Genomic DNA, 24,285 nt, shown 5'->3' on the forward strand with positions numbered 1-24,285 from the left:
ATGCGGTCTGCCAGACCATCGCTTGTGCTGCTCACGCTCGGCATGCTGGGCGTGGTGCTGCTGAGCGCACTCGGCGTCTGGCAGGTCGAACGCAGGGTCTGGAAGCTGGCGCTGATCGAACGGGTCGAGCAGCGCATGCATGCGGCCCCGGTCGCACCGCCGCCGCCCTCGTCATGGCCTGAAGTCAGCGCAGCGAGCGATGAGTACCGCCGCGTCACCGTCGACGGCACCTTTCTGAACACCGACGAGACGGTGGTGCAGGCCGTGACGAACGAAGGCCCCGGCTTCTGGGTGCTGACGCCGCTGCGCATGGCCGACGGAACCACTGTGTTGGTCAATCGCGGCTTTGTTCCGCCTGACCGGCGCGAACCCGCGACCCGGCGCGACGGCGAGCCGCAAGGCACCGTCAGCGTGACCGGGCTGCTGCGGATGTCGGAGCCCAAGGGTGGCTTCCTGCGCAGCAACGACGCTTCGGCCGGCCGCTGGTATTCCCGCGACGTCGCCGCGATCGCCGCCGCGCGCGGATTGTCGCACACCGCCCCCTTCTTCATTGACGCCGATGCGACGCCAAACCCTGGCGGCTACCCCGTCGGCGGGCTCACGATCGTGCGGTTTCCGAACAACCACCTGATTTACGCGCTGACATGGTTCGCGCTGGCCCTTATGCTGGCGGGCGCGCTCCTGCGCATCGCCAGCGCCAGGAGCCGCGCCGGCGCCTCCGATCCAAGGTGGAGTTCAAGGCGCGCCGCCGTGCGCCGCCTGATCGGCGCAGCCCGCAATCTGTCTCGCGACACAGGCCCAGATGCTCGAGCGCACATCGGATCTGCATGAGGAGAACGCCGCGACCGGCACGGCCGTGATGCCGTCCGCCGTGAACGCGGCTGCCGGCATGCCGTACGATCTCGCAGCGCCCGCCGACATCGCGACCAATCGCAAGAACATGGCCCTGCTGGTCCAGCTGCGCTGGATTGCCGTGATCGGCCAGATCGTCACCATCGGCTTTGTGCAGTTCTGGATGGGCGTAGCCTTGCCGCTGCTGCCTTTGGCGGCCGTGATCTCCGGCCTCGTTGCGCTCAATGTCGTCAGCCTCTTGTGGCTGCGCTACCGCGCCGACATCAACAACCGCGAGCTCCTGGTCGCGCTGGCGCTCGACGTCGCGGCGCTGACCGCCCTGCTCTATCTCAGCGGCGGCGCCACCAATCCCTTCACGTCGCTCTATCTGCTGCAGGTGACGCTTGGCGCGGTGCTGCTCGATGCGCCATCCACCTGGTCGCTGGTGGCGCTGGTCTGCATGAACTTCGCCTGGCTGACCAGCTATTACCGGCCGCTGGAGCTGCCGCAGCAGGGCTTTGCCGACGCGTTCAATCTGTATATCGCCGGCACCTTCATCGGCCTTGTCCTCGACGCCGTGCTGCTCGTGGTGTTCATGACCCGGATCAACCGCAATCTGCGCGACCGCGACCTGCGCCTCGCGGCGCTGCGCCAGCACGCCGCCGAGCAGGACCACATCGTCCGGATCGGCCTTCTGGCCTCCGGCGCCGCGCATGAGCTCGGCACGCCGCTCGCCTCGCTCTCGGTCATCCTGGGCGACTGGCGCCGGATGCCCGCGCTCGCCTCCGATCCCGAGCTGTCGCAGGACCTCGGCGAGATGGAGATCTCGGTGCAGCGCTGCAAGTCGATCGTCACGGGCATCCTGCTGTCGGCCGGCGAAGCCCGCGGCGAAGGCTCCTCGCCGACCACGGTGGCGGCGTTCCTGACCGCGCTGGTCGAGGAATGGCGAACCACGCGGCCGTCGGCCACGCTGTATTTCCGCAACGCCTTCGGCACTGACCTTGCGATCGTCTCCGACATCGCGCTCAAGCAGGCGATCTTCAACGTGCTCGACAATGCCGCCGAGGTCTCGCGCGACTGGATCGAGCTGATGGCCGAGCGCAATGCCGACACGCTGCTGCTGTCGGTGACCGATCGCGGCCCCGGCTTCTCGCGCGAGATGCTGGCGCATATCGGCAAGCCGTATCAGTCCACCAAGGGTAGCCCCGGCAGCGGCCTCGGCCTGTTCCTGGTCGTCAATGTCGTGCGCAAGCTCGGCGGCGTGGTGACGGCGCGCAACCGGCCGGACATCGGCGCCGCGGTCAGGCTCGAGCTGCCGCTCTCGACGCTCGCGATCGGAGACCATCTTGACGGATGAACGCCAGCTTCTGATCGTCGAGGACGATTCAGGCTTTGCCCGCACCCTGAAGCGCTCGTTCGAACGCCGCGGCTACGATGTCGCGGTGTCGGCCTCGCTCGACGAGGTCCGCGCGCTGCTCGAGCAGCAATCGCCCGGCTATGCCGTCGTCGACCTGAAGCTCGCCGGCGGCGCGTCGGGCCTCGCCTGCGTCGAAGCACTGCACGCGCATGACCCCGAAATGCTGATCGTGGTGCTGACCGGATTCGCCAGCATCGCGACCGCGGTCGAGGCCATCAAGCTCGGCGCCTGCCATTACCTCGCAAAACCGTCGAACACCGACGACATCGAGGCCGCATTCCTTAAAGCGCAAGGCAACGCCGCCATCGAGGTCGGCGCGCGGCCGACCTCGATCAAGACGCTGGAATGGGAGCGCATCCACCAGACCCTGATGGAGACCGACTTCAACATCTCCGAAGCCGCCCGCCGCCTCGGCATGCACCGCCGGACATTGGCGCGGAAGCTCGAGAAGCAGCGGGTGAAGTAGCCACTTAGCCGGATTTCGGGGGGGAGCCCGGTCAGGTGGCAAGGTCCTGCCGGATGTTCGCGACGCGGGGCCCTCTTGGGCATTCAAAACGGCTGCCGAAGGGTATATAAGCGGACCTTCGATAAGCATGAGCGGATGGTGGGGAGGATATTCATGCCCACGTCTGTTTCGCTGGATGTTAACGGCCGCTTGGTCACGATCGAAGTCGATGACCCAGGCATGCCGCTGCTCTATGCACTGCGAGACAATCTTGAATTGAAGGGCCCCCGCTTCGGCTGCGGACTGGGCCAGTGCGGAGCCTGCGCCGTCCTGTCGGATGGCGAACCGGTGCTCTCGTGCGAGACGCCGCTCACCAAGGTCGCAAACAAGAAGATCGTGACGCTCGAGGGGCTCGGCAGCCTGGAGCGGCCGTCTCCTGTTCAGCAAGCCTTTATCGACGAACAGGCCGCGCAGTGCGGCTTTTGTCTCAACGGCATGATCGTTCGAACGACTGCGCTGCTCGCGAAAACCAAGAACCCGACCGTTCCACAGATCAAGAAGGCGCTCGCCGACAATCTTTGCCGTTGCGGCACGCATCTTCGCATCATTCGGGCAGTCCAGCGGGCGGCCCGTAACGCGTGAGACCAGGGAGACAGAGATGCTGGACTTCGTCTCCACCCGTCGCGGCATATTGAAGACCGGCGGCGTGCTGGTCGTCACCTTTGCGCTTGCGGCAAAGCCATATTCCACTTTGGCGCGAAACAAGGCCCCGAAGACCGTTGCATCCGACGAGGTCGACGGATTTCTGTCTATCGATGCCGATGGCCACATCACGGTTTACTCCGGAAAAGTAGACCTCGGGACCGGATTGCGGACTGCACTAACGCAGATCGCGGCAGAAGAGCTCAATGTGCCTATCGACCGAGTAAGGCTCATCCAGGGCGACACCGCGCTGACGCCGGACGAAGGCGTAACTGCGGCCAGCCTCTCGATTCAAAAAGGAGGGATGCAGATTCGGCAGGCCGCAGCGACTGCGCGCAAAGCGCTCGCCGAGATCGCCGCGAAGCGCTTCGGGGTGCCGACGACCGAGCTTCGCATCGAGGACGGCATAATCGAGGGTAACGGCATGAGCGTGTCTTATGCCGGGCTTATCGGCGACGGTACATTCTCGCTGAAGATCGACAACAATGCACCCACGAAGAACCCGGCGACGTACAAGGTCGTCGGGAAGTCACTGGCGCGCCTCGATATTCCAGAAAAGGCGACCGGACGCTTCAGCTTCATGCACGATTTCCGCGTTGCCGGAATGCTGCATGGCCGCGTGGTGCGCCCGTTGGCAATTGGCGCCAGCCTTGAAAGTGTCGACGAGTCCTCGGTGAGCGACGTTCCGGGCCTTCTAAAGGTTGTACGCAAGGGCAATTTCCTTGGCGTGGTCGCGACAACCGAATGGGGCGCCATCCAGGCCGCACGTAAGCTGAAGGCGACGTGGTCGAACTGGGAAGGGCTGCCGGACCGGGCGCGCCTCTGGGACTACGTTCGCGCCACTCCGATCAAAAGCGATGTGGCGACCTCCAACTCCGGCGATAGTGCCAAGGCGCTGAGTGACGCGCCGAAACGCATCTCAGCCACCTACGATTTCGCCATCCAGACACACGGCTCAATCGGCCCATCTTGCGCCGTCGTCGAGATCGACGACGGGAAAATTACGTGCTGGAGCGCGTCTCAGGCGACGCATTCTCTAAGGCGCCAACTCGCGGCAATGATGGACGTGCCACTCGACGATGTGCATTGCCTCTATATCGAAGGTTCGGGCTGCTACGGCCGCAATGGGCACGAAGACGCGGCCGGCGACGCCGCGCTTCTCTCGCGCGCGATGGGTGGCCGACCCGTGCGCGTTCAGTGGATGCGCGCTGACGAGCATGGTTGGGATCCAAAAGGTCCACCAACACTGGCTAACCTTCGCGCCGGAGTCGATGCCGAAGGCAGGATTACCGCCTGGGAGTCGGACTTCTTCGTTCCTCAGGATGGATTTGGGCCGGTGCCACTCATCGCAGCCACGCTCGCGGCCGGTGCGCCTCCCGCTCCAATAACGACGCCGTACCGCGCCGACAGCCCCAATATGATGGCCTCCAACTCGGCGATCCCCTACAATTTTCCGAACATCAGGACTGTCGCGCATCTCCTCGCCGAGACACCATTCCGCTGGTCCTGGGTCCGATCGCCAGGGCGCCTGCAAAACACTTTCGCCAACGAATGCTTTGTCGATGAGCTCGCTGCCTTTATTGGTGCGGACCCACTCGAGCTTCGTCTCAGCCATCTGAAAGACCCTCGTGGTGCCGAGCTACTGAGGCGTCTTGGCACTCTGGCTCGGTGGGAGACACGCCTCTCGCCACGGAGCGCCGCCCAGAGCGATGTCATGGTCGGACGAGGCATCAGCTACGCCAAGGACCTCCCGTCGCCCACTTATGTCGGCGCAGTAGCCGAAATCGAAGTCGATCGGAGAAGCGGGGACATCCGCGTGCAGCGCTTTTTCGTCGTGCATGATTGTGGACAGATCATCAACCCCGACGGCGTCAAGAACCAGATCGAGGGAAACATCATCCAAACCGTCAGCCGCGCGCTGAAAGAGGAAATCCTTTTTGACCGCTCGGCGGTCACAAGCCTGCATTGGGCAACCTATCCGATCCTGACGTTTCCCGAAGTACCGGACGTCATCATCGAACTTGTCGACCGTCCGACCGAGCAACCCTCGGGAGCGGGTGAGGCCGCAGCCGCGGTCGTGCCATCTGCGATCTCGAACGCGGTATTTGACGCGATCGGCGTCCGGTTGCGCTCGGTTCCGTTTACGCCAGCGAAGGTTCTGGCCGCGATTGAGGGCGCTGACCAGTAATTTTGTTTAGCTATTGCGAGATGAAGGAATGGTTCGGTCGAGGCATTCGTGGGTGACAGCGACGATAGCCCTCGTACTTGTGGGCGCGATCCCCGTGTCGGTGATTTGCGCGGCTCCGGAACGAGAGGATCTGAACGACGATCTGCTAATAGGCCAAAGCCTGGCCGATATGCTGCTCGCCGGCGAAACCGTCATCTCCCGCGAGCAGGATCGAATCAATGATCCAAAGCTCGGTGAGAAGGGCCTTGGCGGCGCCGCGCTGATCGAACGAGCGCGCGAAATCTATCGCAAGGCAACCGGCGTCGATCCATCAACGATCGATCCAAACACCCGCCATGGCCGTTTGCTGCGCGTTCAAATGGACGCGATCGTCGAGGTCATGGACGCGAATCAGACGACGATCAACGCGAAGGGAACAGGGTTCAAGGGTTTCATCCCGGCGGTGTTCGCGCGTCTTGTTAACGAGGCATTCGCCCGCAGAGCAAAGGGGGAGGCTGAGGTGAAGGTGACGGGTCCGCCCGATCGCGTGCGCAACAGAAAGGCGCGCCCGGACATTTGGGAGACCACCATCATCAAATCAAAACTGCTCACACCAAGCTGGCCGCACGACCAGGCCTATTCGGCTGCCGTCGAAACGGACGGACGTCCGGCCTTCCGGGTCATGGTGCCGCAATACTACGATGAGACCTGCCTGGCCTGCCATGGTTCACCGAAGGGCGAAGTCGACATAACAGGCTATCCGAAAGAAGGCGCGAAACTGGATGAACTGGGCGGCGTCATTAGCATCATTCTGTACCGATAGTCCGGAACGTCGGAACACGAGGCTCGCGACGATGGCACGCGTGAATATCCGAACCCGGATTATTCTTCTATCGGGCACGTTGCTCCTCGTCATTCTGGCGACCAATATCTATCTCACGCGCAAGCTGGCAAACGATTCGGCGGTCGTCGCTGAAGTGGCCGATCTGATCGACACGATCGACTCGGCGAATGCAGCACGCGTCACCTTCGGAGAGCTTCGGTATTGGCTGACCGACCTCGCCGTCAGCATGCTGATGCGCTCGGAACGGAATGCGGCAGAAGCTCGAAGCCGCATGGAACGTTATCTTGATCAGCTCGCCGTGAGAAAACCGGATCGCATAGCCTCGGTTCGTACCGAACTCGCGCTGTTCGAGAAATTCGCCGCCGACGCCGTCGAGGAGTACACTGCCGATCGCCGAGTGATGGGCAATTCGCTCCTGGCTCAAGCTCGACAGCACAGCACAGTCATTGATGAGCGCCTCAAATCAATCGTAACCGAATTGACCAGCGAGGCGGCGGTGGCCCGCGATCGTGCGGTTGCGGACGTCGCCACGGCCACCAGGGTTACACAAGGCGTCGTGGCAGCGGTCGTCATCGTGGGAGTGCTTCTGACCTTCTTCCTGCTGCGCTCGGTCACGCTTCCGCTCCGGCGGCTCGTCGTGGCGATCAACGGCCTTAACGCCGGGGACGTCGCAGTACCAATTCCTGCCGCGGGCCGTGACGAGATCGGGGCGATGGCCCGAACGCTCGCCATATTCCGCGACACTCTTACAGAGCGCGACCGGCTGACGACCGAACGGGAGCACGAGCGCAAGACGCTCGCGGCGGCAATCGCAACCATCTCCGACGGATTCGTGCTCTATGATGCCGACGACCGCATCGTGGTGTGCAACGAACGGGTGCGCGAGATCTATCCTCAGCGCGCAGACCTGTTCCAGCCCGGAACGAGCTTCCGCGAAATCCTCGAGGCGGCCGTTACACGCTCTGTGGCCGATTTGAATGGCCGCACTCCCGAGGAGTGGATCGAGGAACGCCAGAGGCAGCATTCCGAACCCTTCAGCGTCGCCGAGCATTCGTATCGGAACGATCGCTGGGTGCGAGTGACCCAGCGCCGGACCCATGATGGCGGCACGGTCGTGGTCTACACCGATATCGCCGAGCTGAAGCGCCGCCAAATTGAGCTCGAGCAGGCGCGCGAGGAAGCAGAGGCGGCAAACCGAACAAAGAGTCAGTTCCTCGCGAATATGAGCCACGAACTTCGAACGCCGCTCAACGCGATCATCGGAATCGCCGAGATACTTCATGAAGAAGCGCAGGACGAGCGCGACGAAGCCCTTTCCGAGCCCGTCGGACGTATCGTGCGGGCGGGCAAGCATCTCCTCACGTTGATCAATGATATCCTCGACCTGTCGAAGATCGAGGCCGGCAAGCTCGATTTATATCCCGAGGAGATCGACGTCATGGCCCTCATTGGCGAACTGACCAAGACAACCCAGCCGATCGCGGACAAGAACAACAACAAGTTCATAGTCGACTGTCCCACGGATATCGGAGCGATGCAGGCGGATTCGACCCGGGTGCGTCAAGTACTTCTGAATTTGCTCAGCAACGCGTGCAAGTTCACGGAGAATGGTGAGATCCGCTTTACGGTAAACCGCGAAGCCAACGGATCCGCCACGTCGCTGGTCTTCACCGTGGCCGACAGTGGAATTGGGATGACGGAGGAACAGCTTGGCCGCCTGTTCCAGGAATTCTCCCAGGCCGACGGTTCGACGACACGCAAGTACGGCGGGACCGGGCTGGGTTTAGCGATCAGCCAACATCTGTGTCGGGCGATGGGCGGAGAAATCACTGTGCAGAGCGCGCTCGGTCGCGGCGCAGCCTTCACTGTCCGTCTACCTGCTCAGGCGCTTCAGGGGACGCCGCTGCGCGTGGAGATGTCAACAGCGGCGCCTGGCGGCTCACCGATTCGCATCATGGACGGCGCTGCTCCGCGGGTGCTCGTCATCGATGACGATCTCAATGTCCTCGATGTCATGCGCCGCTTCCTCAGCAAGGAGGGCTTTGACGTCTTGACCGCTCAAGGAGGGCGCGAAGGCCTCGCGCTCGCGCGCAAGGTTCACCCGTCGCTGATCACTCTGGACGTTCTAATGCCCGAGTTCGACGGCTGGGGCGTGCTCCGTGAACTCAAATCAACCCCCGAGCTCGCACCGGTTCCGGTGATCATGTTGACCATCGTCGATGAGCGCAGCAAGGGCTATGCGCTCGGCGCAAGCGAGTACATCACTAAACCGATCGACTGGACGCGGCTCAGGGCGGTCTTGCATCATCTGAACGCCGGCCCATCGAGAAAGGATATTCTTGTCGTTGAGGATGATGAGAAGACCAGACGGCTGTTGGCGTCGACGCTTGCCGACGAAGGCTGGCACGTTATCGAAGCTGAGGACGGTGGAGAGGGCCTCAGACGACTTCAGGAACGCAGACCAAACCTGATCCTGCTCGATCTCATGATGCCGGAGATGGCCGGATTTCAATTCCTCGAGCTGCTCCGAGGTGATGCGGCATTCAGCAATATTCCAGTCGTCGGAATGACGGCCACCGACCTCAGCGAAGCGGAACGCCGCCGGCTCAATAGCGGGATTGTGGATTTCGTGTCCAAGGCAGCCTGCGACCGCGACGAGCTGCTGGCTAGAATCCGGGACTTCGTCAGGCACAACGTCTCCATCGAGGTCACGCAACAGGGGGCCGAACGCGATGGTTAAGATCCTGTACATCGAAGACAACGAAGACAACGTCTATATGATGTCGCGGCGGTTGCAGCGAAAGGGCCACGAAGTCCTCATCGCGCGCGACGGTGCAGAAGGTCTGCTGCAAGCCAAGAACCTGGGGCCGGCTCTCATTCTTGTGGACCTCGGACTACCGGTCATCGATGGCTGGGAGGTTACGCGGCAGTTGCGCAGGACACCGGAAACCGCGGCTCTGCCTATTATTGCGCTGTCTGCCCACGCCATGCCGGAAGATCGCGAGCGAGCATTCGCGGCCGGATGTGACGACTTCATTGCAAAACCGGTCGATTTTCCGCGCTTGATCGATCGAATCGGTGTTCTGCTGACGAAGAAGCCCAGGACATGAGTGAGCCGCCCTCTGTGATTCTCGTCGTGGACGATAACGAGGACAACCGTTATCTGCTCATGCGTCGATTGCGGCGCCTGGGCTATCAGGCCGTGCTGACCGCTGGCGACGGGGTTGAGGCCCTCGCAACGGTTTCAAAGCAGCCCGTGGATCTCGTGCTCCTCGATGTCCTCATGCCCGGGATGAATGGTCATCAGGTACTACAGCAGCTAAAGGCGTGCCCGGCGTCACGGGAGATCCGCGTGATCATGATTTCCGCCGTGGACGAGATTGAAAGCGTGGTTCGCGGCATCGAACTTGGCGCCGACGACTATCTTCTGAAGCCCTTCAATCCCGTGGTTCTAGGCGCTCGTGTTGGCGCATGTCTTGAAAAAAAACGCCTGCGCGACCGGGAGGCATACTACCTTGAAGAAATCCAGCGCGAGAGGAGCCGCGCCGACGAGTTGTTGCAAGCCATCCTGCCGCCGAGCGCGGTGGCGGAGCTGATGGCAACCAACGAGGTCAAGCCTCGCCGCATGGATGACGTCACGGTGCTTTTCAGCGACATCGTCGGGTTCACGCAGTATTGCGATTGTCATCCAGCGGAACAGGTCGTGACTGAGCTTCGCACTCTCGTGGACGCGTTCGAGGACATCGTCGAAGTGCACGCTATGGAGAAGATAAAAACCATCGGAGATGCATTCCTTGCCACCGCAGGGCTTCTGCATCCCGTGGAGAACGGCGTGCTGGCCGCGGTGCGGTGTGCTGGAGCGATGATTGAGACTTCGCTGAAGCTCAAGCCCGGCTGGGCGCTCCGTATCGGGATTCATACTGGTCCCGTGGTCGCCGGGATCATAGGCCGGCGCCAATATGCGTTTGATCTGTGGGGAGATACCGTCAATACCGCCGCCCGTATCACCACTCACGCGGAAGTCGGATCGATCCTGATGAGCGCTACCGCATGGAGACGCATTCGGCACTGCTGCACCGGCCGAAGCCGCGGATTGGTGGAGCTCAAGGGGAAGGGGGCGGTTGAACTGTTCGAATGCCATGGCCTTCAAGACCCCGCGAGCACGATACGATAAAGATATCGGCTGACGCGACTGACGATCCGAGTGAGAAAAATCACGTTTCGATTGCCGGCTGAGCCCCGTAAATACCGAGCCGCTGATGGCAGCAAGCGCGAACAGTCCCTCCTGCTGGGTGCGCGCTATCGCGAGTTCGCCATCGACATGCGGTCATTGATCGCGACCGTCGACGCCCCTGCGTAGATTTGCCTAAGTCGATCTGCCGCACCGCGGTCGCGGAACAAATCGGCGCGCTATGACGATTGCCGGGTCAACATTTGTCCGCATGCGCCGAAGCTGTGTCGCGGCCGTACAACATCGTGAATGTTCCGTCGCCTGGAACGGAGATAGCGGCTCCAACCAATCGACGAGTTCCGGGATCGTAAGCTTACCGGAGCTGGCAGTATTGTTGTTGCACTGACACTCAATTTTCCCGGCGACAGGCTGCAGCGCGCAACGCCTGCGGCCTATTCGTTGCTCGCGCTTCGCAATGAGCTGCCGCGGATGCACAGGCTTGCGGAGTCGGTAGGTGAAGCGCGACGACGCAGGCCCAAACAAAAAGCCCGGTCTTGCGACCGGGCTTTTGTTTTCAATCCGTCGAATCCTTTCAGGCGGCTTCGTCCTCGACAGCGGTGTCGTCGCCATCGGTATCGGCATCCTCGCCGTCCGCATCGCCCTCGCCTTCACCCTCGGCTTCCGCCTTGGCGCCGCGGCGCGGGCTCTTGGCGAGCTGGCCTTCGATCTCCTTGATCGCCTCGGTCTCGGTCGAGTGCTGCACGACAGCGATCTCGCGCGACAGGCGGTCGAGCGCCGCTTCGTACAGCTGGCGTTCGCTGTAGGACTGCTCGGGCTGCGACTCCGAACGATAGAGGTCGCGGACCACCTCGGCGATCGCGACGATGTCGCCCGAGTTGATCTTCGCTTCGTATTCCTGGGCGCGGCGCGACCACATGGTGCGCTTGACGCGGGCACGGCCCTTCAGCGTCTCCAGCGCCTTCTTGACCAGCGCCGGCTCCGACAGCTTGCGCATGCCGACATTGGCGACCTTCGCCGTCGGGACGCGCAGCGTCATCTTGTCCTTCATGAAATTGATCACGAACAGCTCGAGCTTGGCGCCCGCGATCTCCTGCTCCTCGATCGCCAGGATCTGGCCGACGCCGTGAGCGGGATAGACGACGAATTCGTTGGCCTTGAAGCCCTGGCGCTGGGTCACGACCTTCTTCTCTTCCGGACGCGACGGGGCGGCCGGCTTGGCGGCAACCTTCGGAGCAGCGGCGGGGACGGCAGCCTTCGGGGCGGCCGGCTTCGGCGCCGCAGCAGTCTTGGGGGCGACCTTCGCAGCAGCGGGCTTCGCAGCTGCCGCTTTCGCGACAGTCTTGGCAGTCTTTTCTGGCATCACGCTTCTTTTGTTCTTTGAGGACTTTGCAGCCGCCGCCTTCTTCGCACCCTTCACGGACGCCTTGGCACGGCCCTTGGTTGCGCTGCGAGCAACGACAGCGGCTTTTTTCGTCGTCTTTGAAGCACTCTTTTTACGCGTTTTCTGTGACACAGCCTGCGCGCGGAAACTGCCACGCCCCTGTTCGATGTTTGCGGGAACCTCGACGCCACAAGGTACGCATGGCAGGGGGTTCTTGGCCTGTAATGTGCTCAATATAGCACATTTTCCGCAAAAATCAATGGTTTACGCCCGATTCCGGGCATAACGGGGGCCGCTCAGGTCATATGTCCGTCATTAGGGTTAAATCGGCGGCTGGACGGAGGCCGCGACGGGCCGGAGCCTGCCCTTATCGGGGTAGTCCCCGGTAACTGCTGACGAATCAGTCGCCGCTACCCGGATTCGCGGAAAAATATTTCTCGAACTTGCCTTCCTTGCCCTCCCACTCCTTGGCGTCTTCGGGCGAGTCCTTCTTCTGGGTGATGTTCGGCCAGCTCTTGGCGTAGTCGCGGTTGACCTCGAGCCACTTTTCCAGGCCCGGCTCGGTGTCCGGCTTGATCGCGTCCGCCGGGCATTCCGGCTCGCACACGCCGCAATCGATGCATTCGTCCGGATGGATGACCAGCATGTTCTCGCCCTCGTAGAAGCAATCGACGGGGCAGACCTCGACGCAGTCGGTATATTTGCACTTGATGCAGGCTTCAGTGACGACGTAGGTCATCCAAAACTCCGAAACGATCCACTTTTTCTGGGGTTGCGTAGCGCAGGAATACCGGAGCCGCAAGGGAAGCCGGCTCCGAAAAACACCTGCGTTCTGGCGACCCTGCCAGCCGGTTTTGTTGGGAGCATGATCCTATCGCCAGTCCGGCCCCACACATCCGGATCATGCTCCGGTCGAAATAACAAACGTGAGATAACTACTCCTTACCGGCTTGCAAATCGCCGGCCTGCAAATCCTCGTACAGCTCGCGCGCCGAGCCGGCATCGCCGCGCCGCTCGGCAAAGCCGATCACCTTGAGCACCCGGACGCTGTTGTCGAGCGCGACGGTGATGACATCGCCCGCCTTCACCGCATGGCCCGGCGATTTCTCGCGCGTGCCGTTGAGGCGGACATGACCTGAAGCGACGAGTTCAGCCGCGCTGGTGCGAGCCTTCACCACCCGCGCGTGCCACAGCCATTTGTCGAGCCGCTGTCGATCCAAGCTTCAGACCAAGGGTTGGACTATTCCTTCCGGCCGGCGAGCTGCTCCTTCAGGGCAGCGAGCTTGGCGAATGGCGAGTTCGGATCGATCGGCCGGTCGCGCTCGCGCGGTGCGCTCGAGGCATAGGGCCGATGCGACGGACCGCCCTCGCGCTTGTCGCGACCGCCCTTGCCGAAATCGCGGCCGCCGCGGTCACGGTCACCGCGCTCGCCCTTGCGATCGCCGCCACCGCCGAACTTGTTGTCGCGACGCCGCTCGTTGTTGTCGCGGTCGCGACCCTTGCCCTCAAAGCGCTCGCGGCGCTGGCCGCGGTCGTCACGATTATCCTGGCGATTGTCGCGCGCCGGTGCGCCGTCGGCAGGAGCGGCTGCGGCTGCAGTCGCATCGGCCGGCGCGCCGGGACGCGGCGTGCGGAAATCCTGGTGGCGGCGCGGACGGCGATGATGCTCGCGCTTCTCGCCCTCGCCGCCGCCTTCGCTGGCCTGCGCACCCTCGGCGGGCTTGCCCTGATGGCGGCCGCGGTTGCGATCGTGGCCGCGATGATGCGGACGGCGCTCGTCGGATCGGCCGCCGGGACGCCAGACTTCGACCAGCTGCGGCTCGGCCGGCGTCTCGGCAGCCGCGGGAGCGGCTTCGGCGGCTGCAGCATCGACGCTCGCGGCCTCCGCAGGCGCTTCGACGGCGGCCTCGGACGTCATCTCCGCCGCTGCAGCTTCCGCGGCAGGCGCGGGCTCGGCTGCGGGCGCCTCTGGAGCGGGTTCTGCGGCGACAGCGGCAGGCTCCGCGGCAACCTCAGCCACGGGCTCGGGCCTGGTCTCGACGACCACGGGCGTCGCTTCGCTGGACACCACCTCGGCAAAGCCGACATCGGGCAGCAGCGCGGCGGATGGTGCGGGATCGCCAGACACCAGCTGATCGACAGCAGCTTCCGGCGCGTCGGCCACGACCTCGGGAGAGGCGTCGACCGGCGCATCCACGGCGGCGTCAGACGCCGCCTCGACGGGCGTCTCGGCGGCAACCGTCTCGGTTGTCTCGGCGGGCACGGTCTCGACCGGCGCGGCCTCGACAGGCTTCGGCGGCAGCGGCGGACGGCGGTCCATGCGGTAGCCAAGCGCGCGCAGGATCGAGGCGAAGTCCTCGCCTGCGGAGCCGGTCAGCGAGGTCATCGCCTGGGTGACGACAAAGCCGCGGCCGTCGAACGCGCCCGCGGGCTTCTCGCCCGGCGAGGTCTCGCGCCAGGCCAATGCGGGGCGGATCAGATCGGCCAGCCGCTCCAGGATATCGACGCGCACCGCGCGCTCGCCGCACTGGCGATAGCCGAGCACGCGATAGCCATCGCGCGGCAACGTCTTGTCGACCGGGAACGACGTGCGGCCGCTGGAGGCCAGATGCTGCACATTCGACAGCGCAGCCATATCGACATTGCTCTGCTTCTCGGCCCACAGCAGCGAGGCCAGCGAGCGCGCCGCGGGCTTCAGCAGCTGCGGGAAATAGATGTGGTAGGCGCCGAACCGCACGCCGTATTTGCGCAGCGCCGCGCGCGAGGGCTGGTCGAGATCCTTCATCTCGGCCGCGATCTTGGTGCGCTCGAGCACGCCGAGCGCCTCGACCAGCTGGAAGGCGATGCCGCGGGCGATGCCCTGCAGATCCTCGGCCTTGGACAGTTCGAACAGCGGCCCGAGCAGCTTCTCGATATGCGTCTTGAGCCAGAGGTCGAGCCTCGTCTGCACGGCCTCGCGCGAGGCGCCGGTCAGCCGCTCGTCGGAAATGATCCGCAGCCGCGGATGCAGCGCGTCGTCGGCGGCGACCAGCTTGGCGACCGCATCGCCGGTCCAGCGGATGGTGCCGTCGGAGGTCAGCACGAACTGCTCGTCGGGGGCCGCACCCAGTTTCTCGGCGCGCGCATCGATCTCGCGCGCCAGCACCTGCTGGGCAGCGGCTTGCAGCGCCTTGGCGTCGCTGCCGGCCTCGGCCGCATCAGGTGCGAAGGTGAAACCATCGAGCCGGCCGATCACATGGCCTTCCACGATCACTTCACCGGTCTTGCCAATTTCCGTATTCAAAACTGAGTTCTCCCGCAGGCGGCGCATCAATACACTGGTCCGCCTGTCAACGAAACGCTCCGTGAGCCGTTCATGCAGCGCATCGGATAATTTATTTTCGAGCTCGCGCGTGATCCCCTGCCAATGGTCTGGGTCGTAGAGCCAGTCCGGCCGGTTGGCAACGAAGGTCCAGGTCCGGATCTGCGCGATCCGGCCTGATAGCGTGTCGATATCGCCGTCGGTCCGGTTGGCCTGGTCGACCTGGGCGGCAAACCATGCGTCAGGGATACGACCCTTTTGCATCAGGAAGCCATACAGCGTGGTCACGAGTTCGGCATGGGCGGCCGGCGACAGCTTCCGGTAGTCCGGAACCTGGCAGGCCTCCCACAGCCGCTCCACGGCCTTAGGCCCATGCGCCCATTGCCGCACCTCGGCGTCGCGCGCGACATGCTCGAGCACGCGCAGGTCCTCGGCGACCGGGGCCCGCGTCAGTGCCTCATGATTGGGCGACAGCGCCAGCGACACCTGGAGCGCGCCGAGCGAGGAGAAATCGAGCTTGGCGTTGCGCCATTGCAGCATCTTGACGCTGTCGAAGGTGTGGTTCTGCAGCGCATTGACGAGCTCCGGCTCGAACGGCGCGCAGCGTCCCGTTGTACCGAACGTGCCGTTGCGCGTGGCGCGCCCGGCGCGGCCCGCGATCTGGGCGAATTCGGCCGGCGTCAGCCGGCGGAACTGGTAGCCGTCATACTTGCGGTCGGAGGCGAAGGCGACGTGATCGACGTCGAGATTGAGCCCCATGCCGACCGCGTCGGTGGCGACGAGGTAATCGACGTCGCCGTTCTGGAACATGGCGACCTGCGCATTGCGCGTGCGCGGCGAGAGCGAGCCCAGCACCACGGCCGCGCCACCATGCTGGCGGCGGATCAGCTCGGCGATCGCGTAGACTTCGTCCGCGGAGAACGCGACGATTGCGGTGCGTCGCGGCTGCCGCGTGATCTTGCGGTCGCCGGCGAATTCGAGCTGCGACAGCCTTGGCCGCGTGATGATCGAGGCGCCCGGCAACAGCCGCTCGATCATGGGGCGCATCGTCGCAGCGCCGAGCAGCAGCGTCTCATCGCGGCCGCGGCGATTGAGGATGCGGTCGGTGAAGACATGCCCGCGCTCGAGATCGGCTGCGATCTGGATCTCGTCGACCGCGAGAAAGGACACATCGAGATCGCGCGGCATCGCTTCAACGGTGGAGACCCAGAAACGCGGCGCCTTCGGCTTGATCTTCTCCTCACCGGTCACCAGCGCGACATTGTCGACACCCGCGCGGTCGGCGATCTTGTTGTAGACCTCGCGCGCCAAGAGCCGCAGCGGCAGGCCGATCAAGCCGGACGAATGCGCCAGCATGCGCTCGATGGCGAGATGCGTCTTGCCGGTGTTGGTCGGCCCCAGCACCGCGGTGACGCCTGCACCGGGCGCGCGGTCATTTCCGAACGAAGTTGAGAAAGCCATATTTTGCAGGTGTTTCTTGAACTGTTGGCGAAACGCTCAACCCGTCATCCTGAGGAGCGCGAAGCGCGTCTCGAAGGATGAACGGCCGAGATCGCGCCGTTTGCGGCGATCTTGATGAGACAGCGGGGCCGTCGACCCTTCGAGACGGCCGCTCCGCGGCCTCCTCAGGGTGACGGGAAAGACGGGCTTCACTCCTGCACGCATCCTTTCACAAAATCTGTCTCACAATGCGACGCTTTCCGCGCCGCCCTTAAGCTTCAGAACGAGTCTAGAACGAATCGCGGCCGAATCGCTGACTCCATTCCAGGCTCGAAACGTTCACCGCAACATCTCGGGTAGGCTGACGGCGGCGACACTAGATCAAGTTTGAGAGGGCTCCACAAGCAGAGGATATGCGGACTGAATTCCTTAAGTTCCAGGGGTGGCCGAGTCGAATCAGAACCGGGCAAGAGTCAACTGGATTCCATGACGTTTGTTGCATGCCCGAAGTCGCTCAATACCCGTCATTCCGGGGCGCGCGCAGCGCGAACCCGGAATCTCGAGATTCCGGGTTCGATGCTTACGCATCGCCCCGGAATGACGGCGTGAGCTACTGCGTCTTCGCGACGCGCGGCGGCGCGGCTGTGGTGACGAACGAGGTGGCTTCCAGCATGGCCTGGCCGAGCGGGGTCGGGATCGTCATGCGGAACGGCACCAGGAGGCGGGTGCCTGCGATCGGCACGAAGGCGATCTCGATGTTGCGCTGGGCGGCGAGGTATTTGATCACGGGGCGATCCGGGATGTAGCCCGAGATCGGCACGAAATAGAGCGCGCAGACCAGCGCCGGGCCGTGATAGCCGCGCTCGGCCTTGACGATCTCGACCCGCTTGAAATCGAGCTTGAGGTCGTAGCGCATGCGGCCGTCGAACACGCCGGCGCCGGTGCGGCAGACGTCCGGGCTCATCAATTCGGCATTGCCGGGCGCGCGCAGGAACGAGCCGGTCATCGGATCGAACACGTTCTTCTTCTGCGCCTCGGTCACCGGCAGGCGGTCGGCATCGACCGGCGGCTCCGGCTCGATCGCGGATTCCTTGATGCCGCCATTGGCGAGCACCATCCGGATCGTCTCTGACTTCTTCGAAGTGGTGGTGGTCGCGGTATAGGAGGCGGCCGCCAGCGCGCCGTTGACGACGCGGCCCTGCGAGGCGCCCGAGCCGGTGCCGCCGGAAAACGCCTTCAAGAGGCCCGCGGTGCCGCCCTGGGCTGCGGCCGAGAAGGTGTCGTCGCCGATTTCGATGGTCCAGCTGCCCTTGCCGACCGGGATACCGGCCAAGGTCGCCTCATACTGGGCGTCGAGCCGCCCCTGCGCGCTGGCGCGCTCGGCACAAAACAGCAGCAAGGCACCCGCGCACAGGCCGAGGAGCCGGCCGAGCGGGGGCAAAATGGCAATGGCGGTGGTCACTTAACCTACCTGACGGTCCTGCTATCGGCGCTCTGTTCGCTGTCCATCGGGACGTTCAATTCGGCCGGACAACGTGCGCATCTCTTATGGAACCAAGACTTGCAGCCGAATACGCCCTTTATATGGTTGCCATTTCAGCTGTTAAGTGGCTGGAACGGCTTATGAACAAAGCGTTTTCAAGCGAAGTGGCCTTCCCGGTTCGCGTAAAGAAAACGCGTCAAAAAACAACGGCGTAGGAACCCCGGAAACGAGGCGTGCGGGGCAGAAAACCTTGACGCTTGGGCGATCTCCCCCTATACACCCGCGGTTCCTGGAAAATGGACGCGAATTCAAAACCCCCGCGCGGGCCGTGCGAATGCACGCCTGACAGAGAGGCGGGGATGGAAAAGGATTTTGTAAGATGTCCCGGCGCTGCGAACTGACGGCCAAGGGCCCCCAGACGGGCCACAAGGTGAGCCACTCGAACATCAAGACCAAGCGGCGCTTCCTGCCGAACCTGGCCAACGTGACCTTCATCTCGGATGCGCTCGGCCGCAACGTGCGCCTGCGCGTCTCGACCAACGCGCTGAAGAGCGTCGACCACAATGGCGGCCTCGATGCCTATTTGCTCAAGGCCAAGGCCGACGTGCTCTCGCCCCGCGCCCTCGAACTGAAGCGCGCGATCGAGAAGAAGGTCGGCAAGCCGGCCCCAGTGAAGAAGGCGAGCTGAGCGAAGCTGCGAGAGCGGAATTCGCGGGAAGAGAGTTTTGAACGGCCGGGTCGGATGACCCGGCCGTTTTTGTTTTGGGCTTCGGCAGCGAACTCCTCGGCAGCAAGAATCTGGTGCTTCCCGTTCTTCCCGCCGGGATCCACGCGTTTAGTCTGCATGCCGATACGCCGAGCAAAGGCGAGCAATCTCTAGACAGGAGACGGCCGGATGCGATGCGAGACCATGATATCTGCCAGCACGTGGCCCTGCGAACGCAACTCGTTGCGGATCGCGTCATGTATCGGATGGATTTCTTTGGGATCAGAAATCGTCATGATGAGGCAGAAGGATACACCTTCGACCGGAAGTGAAGCGCCCGCCCGTGTCTGCGCATCGATCACGAGTTTCCAGTTCGAACTTGAACCTCGGCCTCTCGGCATGTTTGCCGTATAGCGTTTGATGGGACTCCACTTTAGCCCCGTCTTCAGTAGGTATTGCTCGGTCTTATTCATACCTTGGGGAACACCGCTTCCGTCCTGAGTAAGTTGGCTCGCCCACTGGATGTCGCCGCTAATTGGATCGACTTCCTCCTGGAACAAGTGGGCCTCAAGCTGGGCGCGCAATGCCTCATCCTTGTGAGCGGCATCGATTGGAGAAGTATAGGCTAACGTAAGGTCTATCCTGCCCGAGCAGGCTCCTACTTCTGAGACAAGCGCCGATGGCCAGGAAAACGGAAACTGCAGAATCTTGCGGCGGGGAAGCCGTTCATTAAACACGAGCGTTATTGCGTAGGGCTCGTCACTTAAGAGTTCGTCTGTAACTGGCGGTTGGCCAAATCCAACAAAATCACGAGAAATGTGTCGCAACGTTCTGTGCGAGAGCTCTTTTCCTCGACTTGCTCTGTGAACCGGTAGAGCGAGCAATAGCTCTCGCGATTGGCTATGCTCTAAGCGATGGTCCAAAGTTGCGACAGTCGCGGCGACGTTTGGCGCGGCAAAGCTTGTACCGCAGTTCTCCGTAGCCTCGCCCGCAGGAGAAAGAGAGATGAGACCGGTTCGATTTCCTCGTCCAACGCCGGCACCTCCGTAATGTGCAAGATCCGGCTTTCGAGCGCCTCCCACCCCCGGCCCTCGTCGAGTGTAAGTGGTAGGAAGTCCAGTTTCATGCCCGCGGATGCCGGGTGGATTGATGGCACCTACCGTTATTCCCAACAGATGCTCTGACGGCGGCGAAATCTGCTGATCATTTGCGCCAAACCCCGCGAGCATTGTCACTGCGGCCGTTGCATCCTTCGGCCAAGCTGGTCGACAGCTTGCTGGCGCCAGATTGCCTGCCGATATGACCAGGATGATGTCGTTGGCGCGGGCTATGCGATCAAGCCTGTCCGCCCAAGCTGTGTAGCCGGAGCGGCTGGCGTATCGTGAAATGCCGAAGCTGAAATTGAAGACGCGCACGCTGAAGTCACGTTTTGCGGCTTTGATTTTCTCATCGAGAAGGTCAAAAAAGAAATCTGCATCCTGGCCGTAGTACGAGTTACGAAGCTCTCGGCGCGGAAAGATGTCGATGTCAAAGAATTTGCAGCCGCTTGCTTCGAGGGCCTTAGAGATATCCGGATTCAGATGAGACCCGGCTACGACCAATCCAGCGATAAAGGTCCCATGGGTCTCGTCTCGATCAATGACGGGAACGAGACCCGCATCACCAACGCACCATGCCGCCAACTCAGGAATGTCTGCGATGCCACCATCAATGATCCCAACGACCGGATAGCGCTGCTGTGGGGACGGACTAACGAGAGTAGGCCGAGAGTTTCCCGACGCATAGCCCGCCGGGGCGGCTTCCATTAGAGGTGGAAGGTCTATATGCCGCACCAAAGCTTGCGCCGATAGAGCCTCTAAGAACTGTCGATGGCTCTCGATATCCAAATTGCGCTCGGAATGCGTAGCACCAACTGATGTCGTGCTGGACACCAGTCCAGCCCCCGCTTCGTTAAACGGCAGGACAATCTCTTTGCCGGCCTTTTCTTTTGGTAGTTGAACCGAGATCGCGAGCATTGGCTCCCCGTGCTCGGGTAGTGTTTCAGAAGGCAGAAAGCTCCGTGTGATAACGCCAAAGGGAAGTTCCGAGAGAGCTGTTTCAAGGCCTGCGATTAGCGAGCGCAGCGCGGAGGGAGCGAGTTGCGGCTGTGGCCGAAACAACTCCACAACGTATCCTCCGACGATACCAGGCTGTCCAAGCCACTCGACTGCTTCTTCCGCTGTGAAGGAGACCCGATCATTACTGTCATAAAGACTGATCTCTGAAATACCACCCACCTCGCTCCGATAGCCTGATACCCGTGGCTCTAGCTTGCCAGTTTTTCGGTTAGGAGCCATCCGGACAGTTAGCTCAGCCTTTTCCTCGATGATTGATTCCAAATCGTCTAACGCGCGCGGTGTTACCTGAAAGAGGATTTCGCCAATTCGTTCGGTGCCGACAAAAGCAAAACCATGCGCTTCCGTAAACAAAGTGCCCAGAGGCCGGTAGCTCTTAGCGAGCGCATCTTCGCGCATTTGAACCCGCATAAAGGCCGCGGGCTCATGCCGCTCCTTCATTGCCGAGCTTATGCTTCTGAGGCGCTTCCTAATCTTGTCCTTCTGCGCGGCAAACCCACGATCGTTGCCGGCATAGAAATCATGCCTACCTCGAGGAGGACGAACCTCTTGCGACTCGATGAATTTCTTCGTGTCCAAGAAGACTTGAACGGGACGAAGGTCTCTACGTTCGACCACGATCAGCCTCCGTCATCAGAGGGACTTGATCGCGCTTCTGGGAGCGCGATATTGAACTTTGGGAGACACCTAAGAGATTGCCTGCTTCTTTTTGCGTGAAGCCGAAATCCAACAATGTTCTTGCCATCGAATCCGTCTCACCCAAAAGGACTGTACGAACGTCGGATGAGAACAGGCGAGCATTGAGCAGCGCTTGATGTCTAAGCGCTTCGAGAAGCTTTCGTGATCTTGCTTCACTGTTTCGAGTGTGTTTTTGCGACGGGGAGCTGCTCATCACCATAAATCGCTTCCCCGCCGCAATGAGAGTCTCGACGTCGGCGCCGCTCATTCCTTCAGTCGCCCACAGCAGCAATTTGCGCTCGTGCTCTTGGAGACTAAGGGGGCGAACAAACTTATCGAGCAGGTTGATGCGCGTCTGTCCATCGGGGAGCGGGATCTGAATTCTCGCGTCAAATCGGCGCCACACGGCTGTATCTAGCATGTGTTCGTGATTGGTTGCGGCCAGTGTAAAACCATGACCGTTGCGCCGGTCGATTGATTGAAGAAGTGTATTTACGACGCGCTTGATCTCGCCGACCTCTTGCGCATCATCCCTCGCCTTCGCAATCGCATCGAATTCGTCGAGAAAGAGGACGCATTTGTATCTGTTGGCAAAGTCGAACAGCGCGCCAATGTTGCGAGCGGTCGTACCTAAGAAGGAAGAAACAAGACCGTCGAGGCGCGCTTCAACGCACGGTAGGCCAAGACGTTTCGCGAGGTAATACGCAAGTTTGGTCTTGCCGACGCCCGGGGGCCCATAGATGAGACAACGGGTATTAGGTCGCGCCCCAATTCGATTGAGTTCATCAGCGCGCTCCCATTCTCGCAAAAGGTCTTCGATTGCCGCCGAGAGGGTGGCGGCAAGTATAGGAGCGTCGAGCTCTATGGCGTCCGGAAAACGAATGTTTGCTAGAGGCGCTCCAGTCTCCTTGTCGTGGGGGAGCGGCGTCGAGGTCGTCAGGGTCTCCCCCGGAAGGTGCTTTCTCGCGGCCTCAGCCGTCGCTCGCATCTCATCGAACGCCATCGGCGACATGGTAGCTCTCTTCGCATCCCGATTGAGGAGGCGGGTTAGCTTCGATGCCTGCTCCTTCTCGGAAGCCTGACCACGAGCAAGCGTGTCTCGCAGCCGCTCAAGCTGTTGGACTGCACGAGGCCCGCCGCCGTCCACGGCCATCCTTGCTAGGGTTAGCACGATATCAAAGTGGTCCATTGATATCCATCTTTTCGCATCAGTATGCAGAATTTCGGTTTAAAATACGCCATTCAGAATAAATATGCAATATACTCAAGCAACAGCAATAGGTGAAAGGCCACGCTTCAATCTTCGAATTTCCTCAGCAATTTCAACGCGACGCACCGTATCCAGTCCTCGCAAAGAAAATATCCCCCTCCCCCAGCCGCGCGTCCTGCCTCCTTTGAGAAGAGCGTATCGCGATCGTCGCGGACGTTGGGTGCGGCATGCGGCGGACGCGAGCGGTGTGCGAGACGAGCGCGCCGCGAGGATGCGTCCGGCCACCCTCTCCCGCTGTCTGACAGGTGAATCGATCTGACGGGTGCGCGCGATGGCGCGGTGGATTTTTCTTTGCGCGATTACGCATGAAGTAAAATCATCCATCGCATCGCATGGAGAGAGACGATTTTACGCCTACGCCTTTCGCTAAAGCTTCCGCCTTCGCCAGAGGCTTCGGCAGACAAGACAGCACGTCCGCCAAAATGCGCACGACAAGTCTCGTAATGACGGCTGCCGCAAATGACAGCGATGTCATCGTTCGTCACAGCGCGAATCTCCGCCGATTGCGCGGTTCGTGCGTGAAGAAACGCTTAACGCACGCGCCTTAACCGACATAAAAACCCTATAAACAAAGGCAAAAGCGGCTTCTCGCGCGTCCGTTAATCACAACATCACTCCGCATCATCACGAGCGCATGAGGCGCATGCAAAACGCCACGATCTCTTCCAGATATTAGTGTGCAAACAAGCCGTCCGACACGATTGCGATTCGACGCGGCCAAGCTGCGCGGCTCGAAAACCGTGAGGGACATCACGGCCGGTACAACTGATTGTGAGGCATGTGCGCCGCACTCTTGGGAAGAAGCCTGGCCGTTCTTATGTCACGTCCAAAGAACGATCCCGATAAAGGAATTGATCAATGCAAGTTCGCGCAGCCGATACGCGCGGAAGACTGGTGCCTGCGCTCGCAACCGCCGCCGTGGCGGTGCTGGCGACCGCCGCCCTCGTCGTCCTCGAATTCAACCCGCCCCGCAATGTGCTGAAGGGCGAGCCCGGCATGATCACCTCCGCCGCCGCCAACCGCGCCGGCGCCACCGTGCTGCCGACCGATCCGGTGACCACCGGCAGCGTGCGCTACCGCTGATCTTTCCATCATCGTCGTCCCGGCGGAGGCCGGGACCCATTACCCCGGCTGTCTGTTTGGTGCGACGCTGGGGCGGCATTCCGCTTAACGGCAAATATTCGTGGTTATGGGTCCCGGCTCCCGTGCGCAATTGCGCACTAGGCCGGGACGACGGCGGTAATTGCGGCCCGCCGCATTTTCGCATTCCTGCCCCGGCGCCTCGTCGCAAGCCTGCCTCCCCCGACCTGCGTA

18 protein-coding genes are annotated in these 24,285 nt (G+C 62.0%); 11 read left to right on the forward strand and 7 right to left on the reverse strand.

All coding sequences use genetic code 11. The features are described from left to right. From QMZ05_RS20650 to QMZ05_RS20690, 9 genes are all read left to right on the forward strand, one after another. A complete protein-coding gene (locus QMZ05_RS20650; protein WP_353702428.1) occupies window positions 1–831 on the forward strand; it encodes an SURF1 family protein in 831 nt (276 codons plus the stop codon). A gap of 28 nt (window positions 832–859) precedes the next feature. Further along, entirely contained in the window at window positions 860–2,188 is a 1,329-nt protein-coding gene (locus QMZ05_RS20655; protein WP_353702429.1) for an ATP-binding protein, read from the forward strand. Further along, entirely contained in the window at window positions 2,178–2,714 is a 537-nt protein-coding gene (locus QMZ05_RS20660; RefSeq protein WP_353702404.1) for a response regulator transcription factor, read from the forward strand. The genes QMZ05_RS20655 and QMZ05_RS20660 overlap by 11 nt, the downstream gene beginning before the upstream one ends. 153 nt (window positions 2,715–2,867) lie before the next feature. Then, window positions 2,868–3,335 carry a (2Fe-2S)-binding protein gene (locus tag QMZ05_RS20665; RefSeq protein ID WP_353702405.1) on the forward strand — a complete coding sequence of 156 codons (468 nt, stop codon included), beginning with the start codon at window positions 2,868–2,870 and terminating at the stop codon, window positions 3,333–3,335. A gap of 16 nt (window positions 3,336–3,351) precedes the next feature. After that, window positions 3,352–5,583 carry a molybdopterin cofactor-binding domain-containing protein gene (locus QMZ05_RS20670; RefSeq protein ID WP_353702406.1) on the forward strand — a complete coding sequence of 744 codons (2,232 nt, stop codon included), beginning with the start codon at window positions 3,352–3,354 and terminating at the stop codon, window positions 5,581–5,583. A 52-nt stretch (window positions 5,584–5,635) separates the two neighbouring features. Further along, complete coding sequence (locus tag QMZ05_RS20675) at window positions 5,636–6,385, forward strand: DUF3365 domain-containing protein (RefSeq protein WP_353702407.1); 750 nt, start codon at window positions 5,636–5,638, stop codon at window positions 6,383–6,385. A 40-nt stretch (window positions 6,386–6,425) separates the two neighbouring features. Next, window positions 6,426–9,146 carry a response regulator gene (locus tag QMZ05_RS20680; RefSeq protein ID WP_353702408.1) on the forward strand — a complete coding sequence of 907 codons (2,721 nt, stop codon included), beginning with the start codon at window positions 6,426–6,428 and terminating at the stop codon, window positions 9,144–9,146. Further along, complete coding sequence (locus tag QMZ05_RS20685) at window positions 9,139–9,516, forward strand: response regulator (RefSeq protein ID WP_353702409.1); 378 nt, start codon at window positions 9,139–9,141, stop codon at window positions 9,514–9,516. Before QMZ05_RS20680 ends, QMZ05_RS20685 begins: the two co-directional genes overlap by 8 nt. After that, the gene (locus QMZ05_RS20690) at window positions 9,513–10,580 is read left to right on the forward strand and encodes an adenylate/guanylate cyclase domain-containing protein (RefSeq protein ID WP_353702410.1); all 1,068 of its coding nucleotides are present in this window, start codon (window positions 9,513–9,515) and stop codon (window positions 10,578–10,580) included. The genes QMZ05_RS20685 and QMZ05_RS20690 overlap by 4 nt, the downstream gene beginning before the upstream one ends. Before the next feature lie 589 nt (window positions 10,581–11,169). Here the strand turns inward: QMZ05_RS20690 and QMZ05_RS20695 are convergent. The 5 genes from QMZ05_RS20695 to QMZ05_RS20715 all read right to left on the reverse strand — a co-directional run bounded on the left by QMZ05_RS20695 (window position 11,170) and on the right by QMZ05_RS20715 (window position 18,134). Further along, entirely contained in the window at window positions 11,170–12,111 is a 942-nt protein-coding gene (locus QMZ05_RS20695) for a CarD family transcriptional regulator (RefSeq protein WP_353702411.1), read from the reverse strand. A gap of 268 nt (window positions 12,112–12,379) precedes the next feature. Further along, window positions 12,380–12,718, reverse strand: coding sequence for a ferredoxin FdxA (fdxA, locus tag QMZ05_RS20700; RefSeq protein WP_029079620.1), 339 nt, complete (start codon window positions 12,716–12,718; stop codon window positions 12,380–12,382). 196 nt (window positions 12,719–12,914) lie between these two features. Further along, window positions 12,915–13,199 carry an RNA-binding S4 domain-containing protein gene (locus tag QMZ05_RS20705; RefSeq protein ID WP_353702412.1) on the reverse strand — a complete coding sequence of 95 codons (285 nt, stop codon included), beginning with the start codon at window positions 13,197–13,199 and terminating at the stop codon, window positions 12,915–12,917. A 20-nt stretch (window positions 13,200–13,219) separates the two neighbouring features. Further along, on the reverse strand, window positions 13,220–16,741 hold the full coding sequence (locus QMZ05_RS20710; protein ID WP_353702413.1) for a helicase-related protein: 3,522 nt from the start codon (window positions 16,739–16,741) through the stop codon (window positions 13,220–13,222). A gap of 589 nt (window positions 16,742–17,330) precedes the next feature. Beyond that, window positions 17,331–18,134: a DUF3108 domain-containing protein gene (locus tag QMZ05_RS20715; protein WP_353702430.1), complete on the reverse strand. Its 804-nt coding sequence runs from the start codon at window positions 18,132–18,134 to the stop codon at window positions 17,331–17,333. Window positions 18,135–18,582: 448 nt separating this feature from the next. Here QMZ05_RS20715 and rpmB point away from each other — a divergent pair, with 448 nt between their 5' ends. Beyond that, a complete protein-coding gene (rpmB, locus tag QMZ05_RS20720) occupies window positions 18,583–18,891 on the forward strand; it encodes a 50S ribosomal protein L28 (protein ID WP_050423898.1) in 309 nt (102 codons plus the stop codon). Window positions 18,892–19,079: 188 nt separating this feature from the next. Here rpmB and QMZ05_RS20725 read toward each other — a convergent pair whose 3' ends face one another. Further along, window positions 19,080–21,641, reverse strand: a complete 2,562-nt coding sequence (locus QMZ05_RS20725; protein ID WP_353702414.1) for a S8 family peptidase — start codon at window positions 21,639–21,641, stop codon at window positions 19,080–19,082. Continuing rightward, window positions 21,628–22,890, reverse strand: a complete 1,263-nt coding sequence (locus QMZ05_RS20730; RefSeq protein WP_353702415.1) for an AAA family ATPase — start codon at window positions 22,888–22,890, stop codon at window positions 21,628–21,630. The genes QMZ05_RS20725 and QMZ05_RS20730 overlap by 14 nt, the downstream gene beginning before the upstream one ends. 939 nt (window positions 22,891–23,829) lie before the next feature. Here QMZ05_RS20730 and QMZ05_RS20735 point away from each other — a divergent pair. Continuing rightward, a complete protein-coding gene (locus tag QMZ05_RS20735) occupies window positions 23,830–24,054 on the forward strand; it encodes a hypothetical protein (protein ID WP_353702416.1) in 225 nt (74 codons plus the stop codon). The last annotated feature ends 231 nt before the right edge of the window (window positions 24,055–24,285 follow it).

It is taken from the genome of Bradyrhizobium sp. INPA03-11B (genome assembly GCF_040446015.1).
Lineage (GTDB): Bacteria > Pseudomonadota > Alphaproteobacteria > Rhizobiales > Xanthobacteraceae > Bradyrhizobium > Bradyrhizobium macuxiense_A.

Bases quoted from the DNA above. Each gene is read 5' to 3' on its own strand.
- QMZ05_RS20650 (WP_353702428.1), top strand. From the start codon at position 1: ATGCGGTCTGCCAGACCATCGCTTGTGCTGCTCACGCTCGGCATGCTG.
- QMZ05_RS20655 (WP_353702429.1), top strand. From the start codon at position 860: ATGCCGTCCGCCGTGAACGCGGCTGCCGGCATGCCGTACGATCTCGCA.
- QMZ05_RS20665 (WP_353702405.1), top strand. From the start codon at position 2,868: ATGCCCACGTCTGTTTCGCTGGATGTTAACGGCCGCTTGGTCACGATC.
- QMZ05_RS20670 (WP_353702406.1), top strand. From the start codon at position 3,352: ATGCTGGACTTCGTCTCCACCCGTCGCGGCATATTGAAGACCGGCGGC.
- QMZ05_RS20685 (WP_353702409.1), top strand. From the start codon at position 9,139: ATGGTTAAGATCCTGTACATCGAAGACAACGAAGACAACGTCTATATG.
- QMZ05_RS20690 (WP_353702410.1), top strand. From the start codon at position 9,513: ATGAGTGAGCCGCCCTCTGTGATTCTCGTCGTGGACGATAACGAGGAC.
- fdxA (WP_029079620.1), bottom strand. From the start codon at position 12,718: ATGACCTACGTCGTCACTGAAGCCTGCATCAAGTGCAAATATACCGAC.
- QMZ05_RS20710 (WP_353702413.1), bottom strand. From the start codon at position 16,741: ATGGCTTTCTCAACTTCGTTCGGAAATGACCGCGCGCCCGGTGCAGGC.
- rpmB (WP_050423898.1), top strand. From the start codon at position 18,583: ATGTCCCGGCGCTGCGAACTGACGGCCAAGGGCCCCCAGACGGGCCAC.
- QMZ05_RS20730 (WP_353702415.1), bottom strand. From the start codon at position 22,890: ATGGACCACTTTGATATCGTGCTAACCCTAGCAAGGATGGCCGTGGAC.
- QMZ05_RS20735 (WP_353702416.1), top strand. From the start codon at position 23,830: ATGCAAGTTCGCGCAGCCGATACGCGCGGAAGACTGGTGCCTGCGCTC.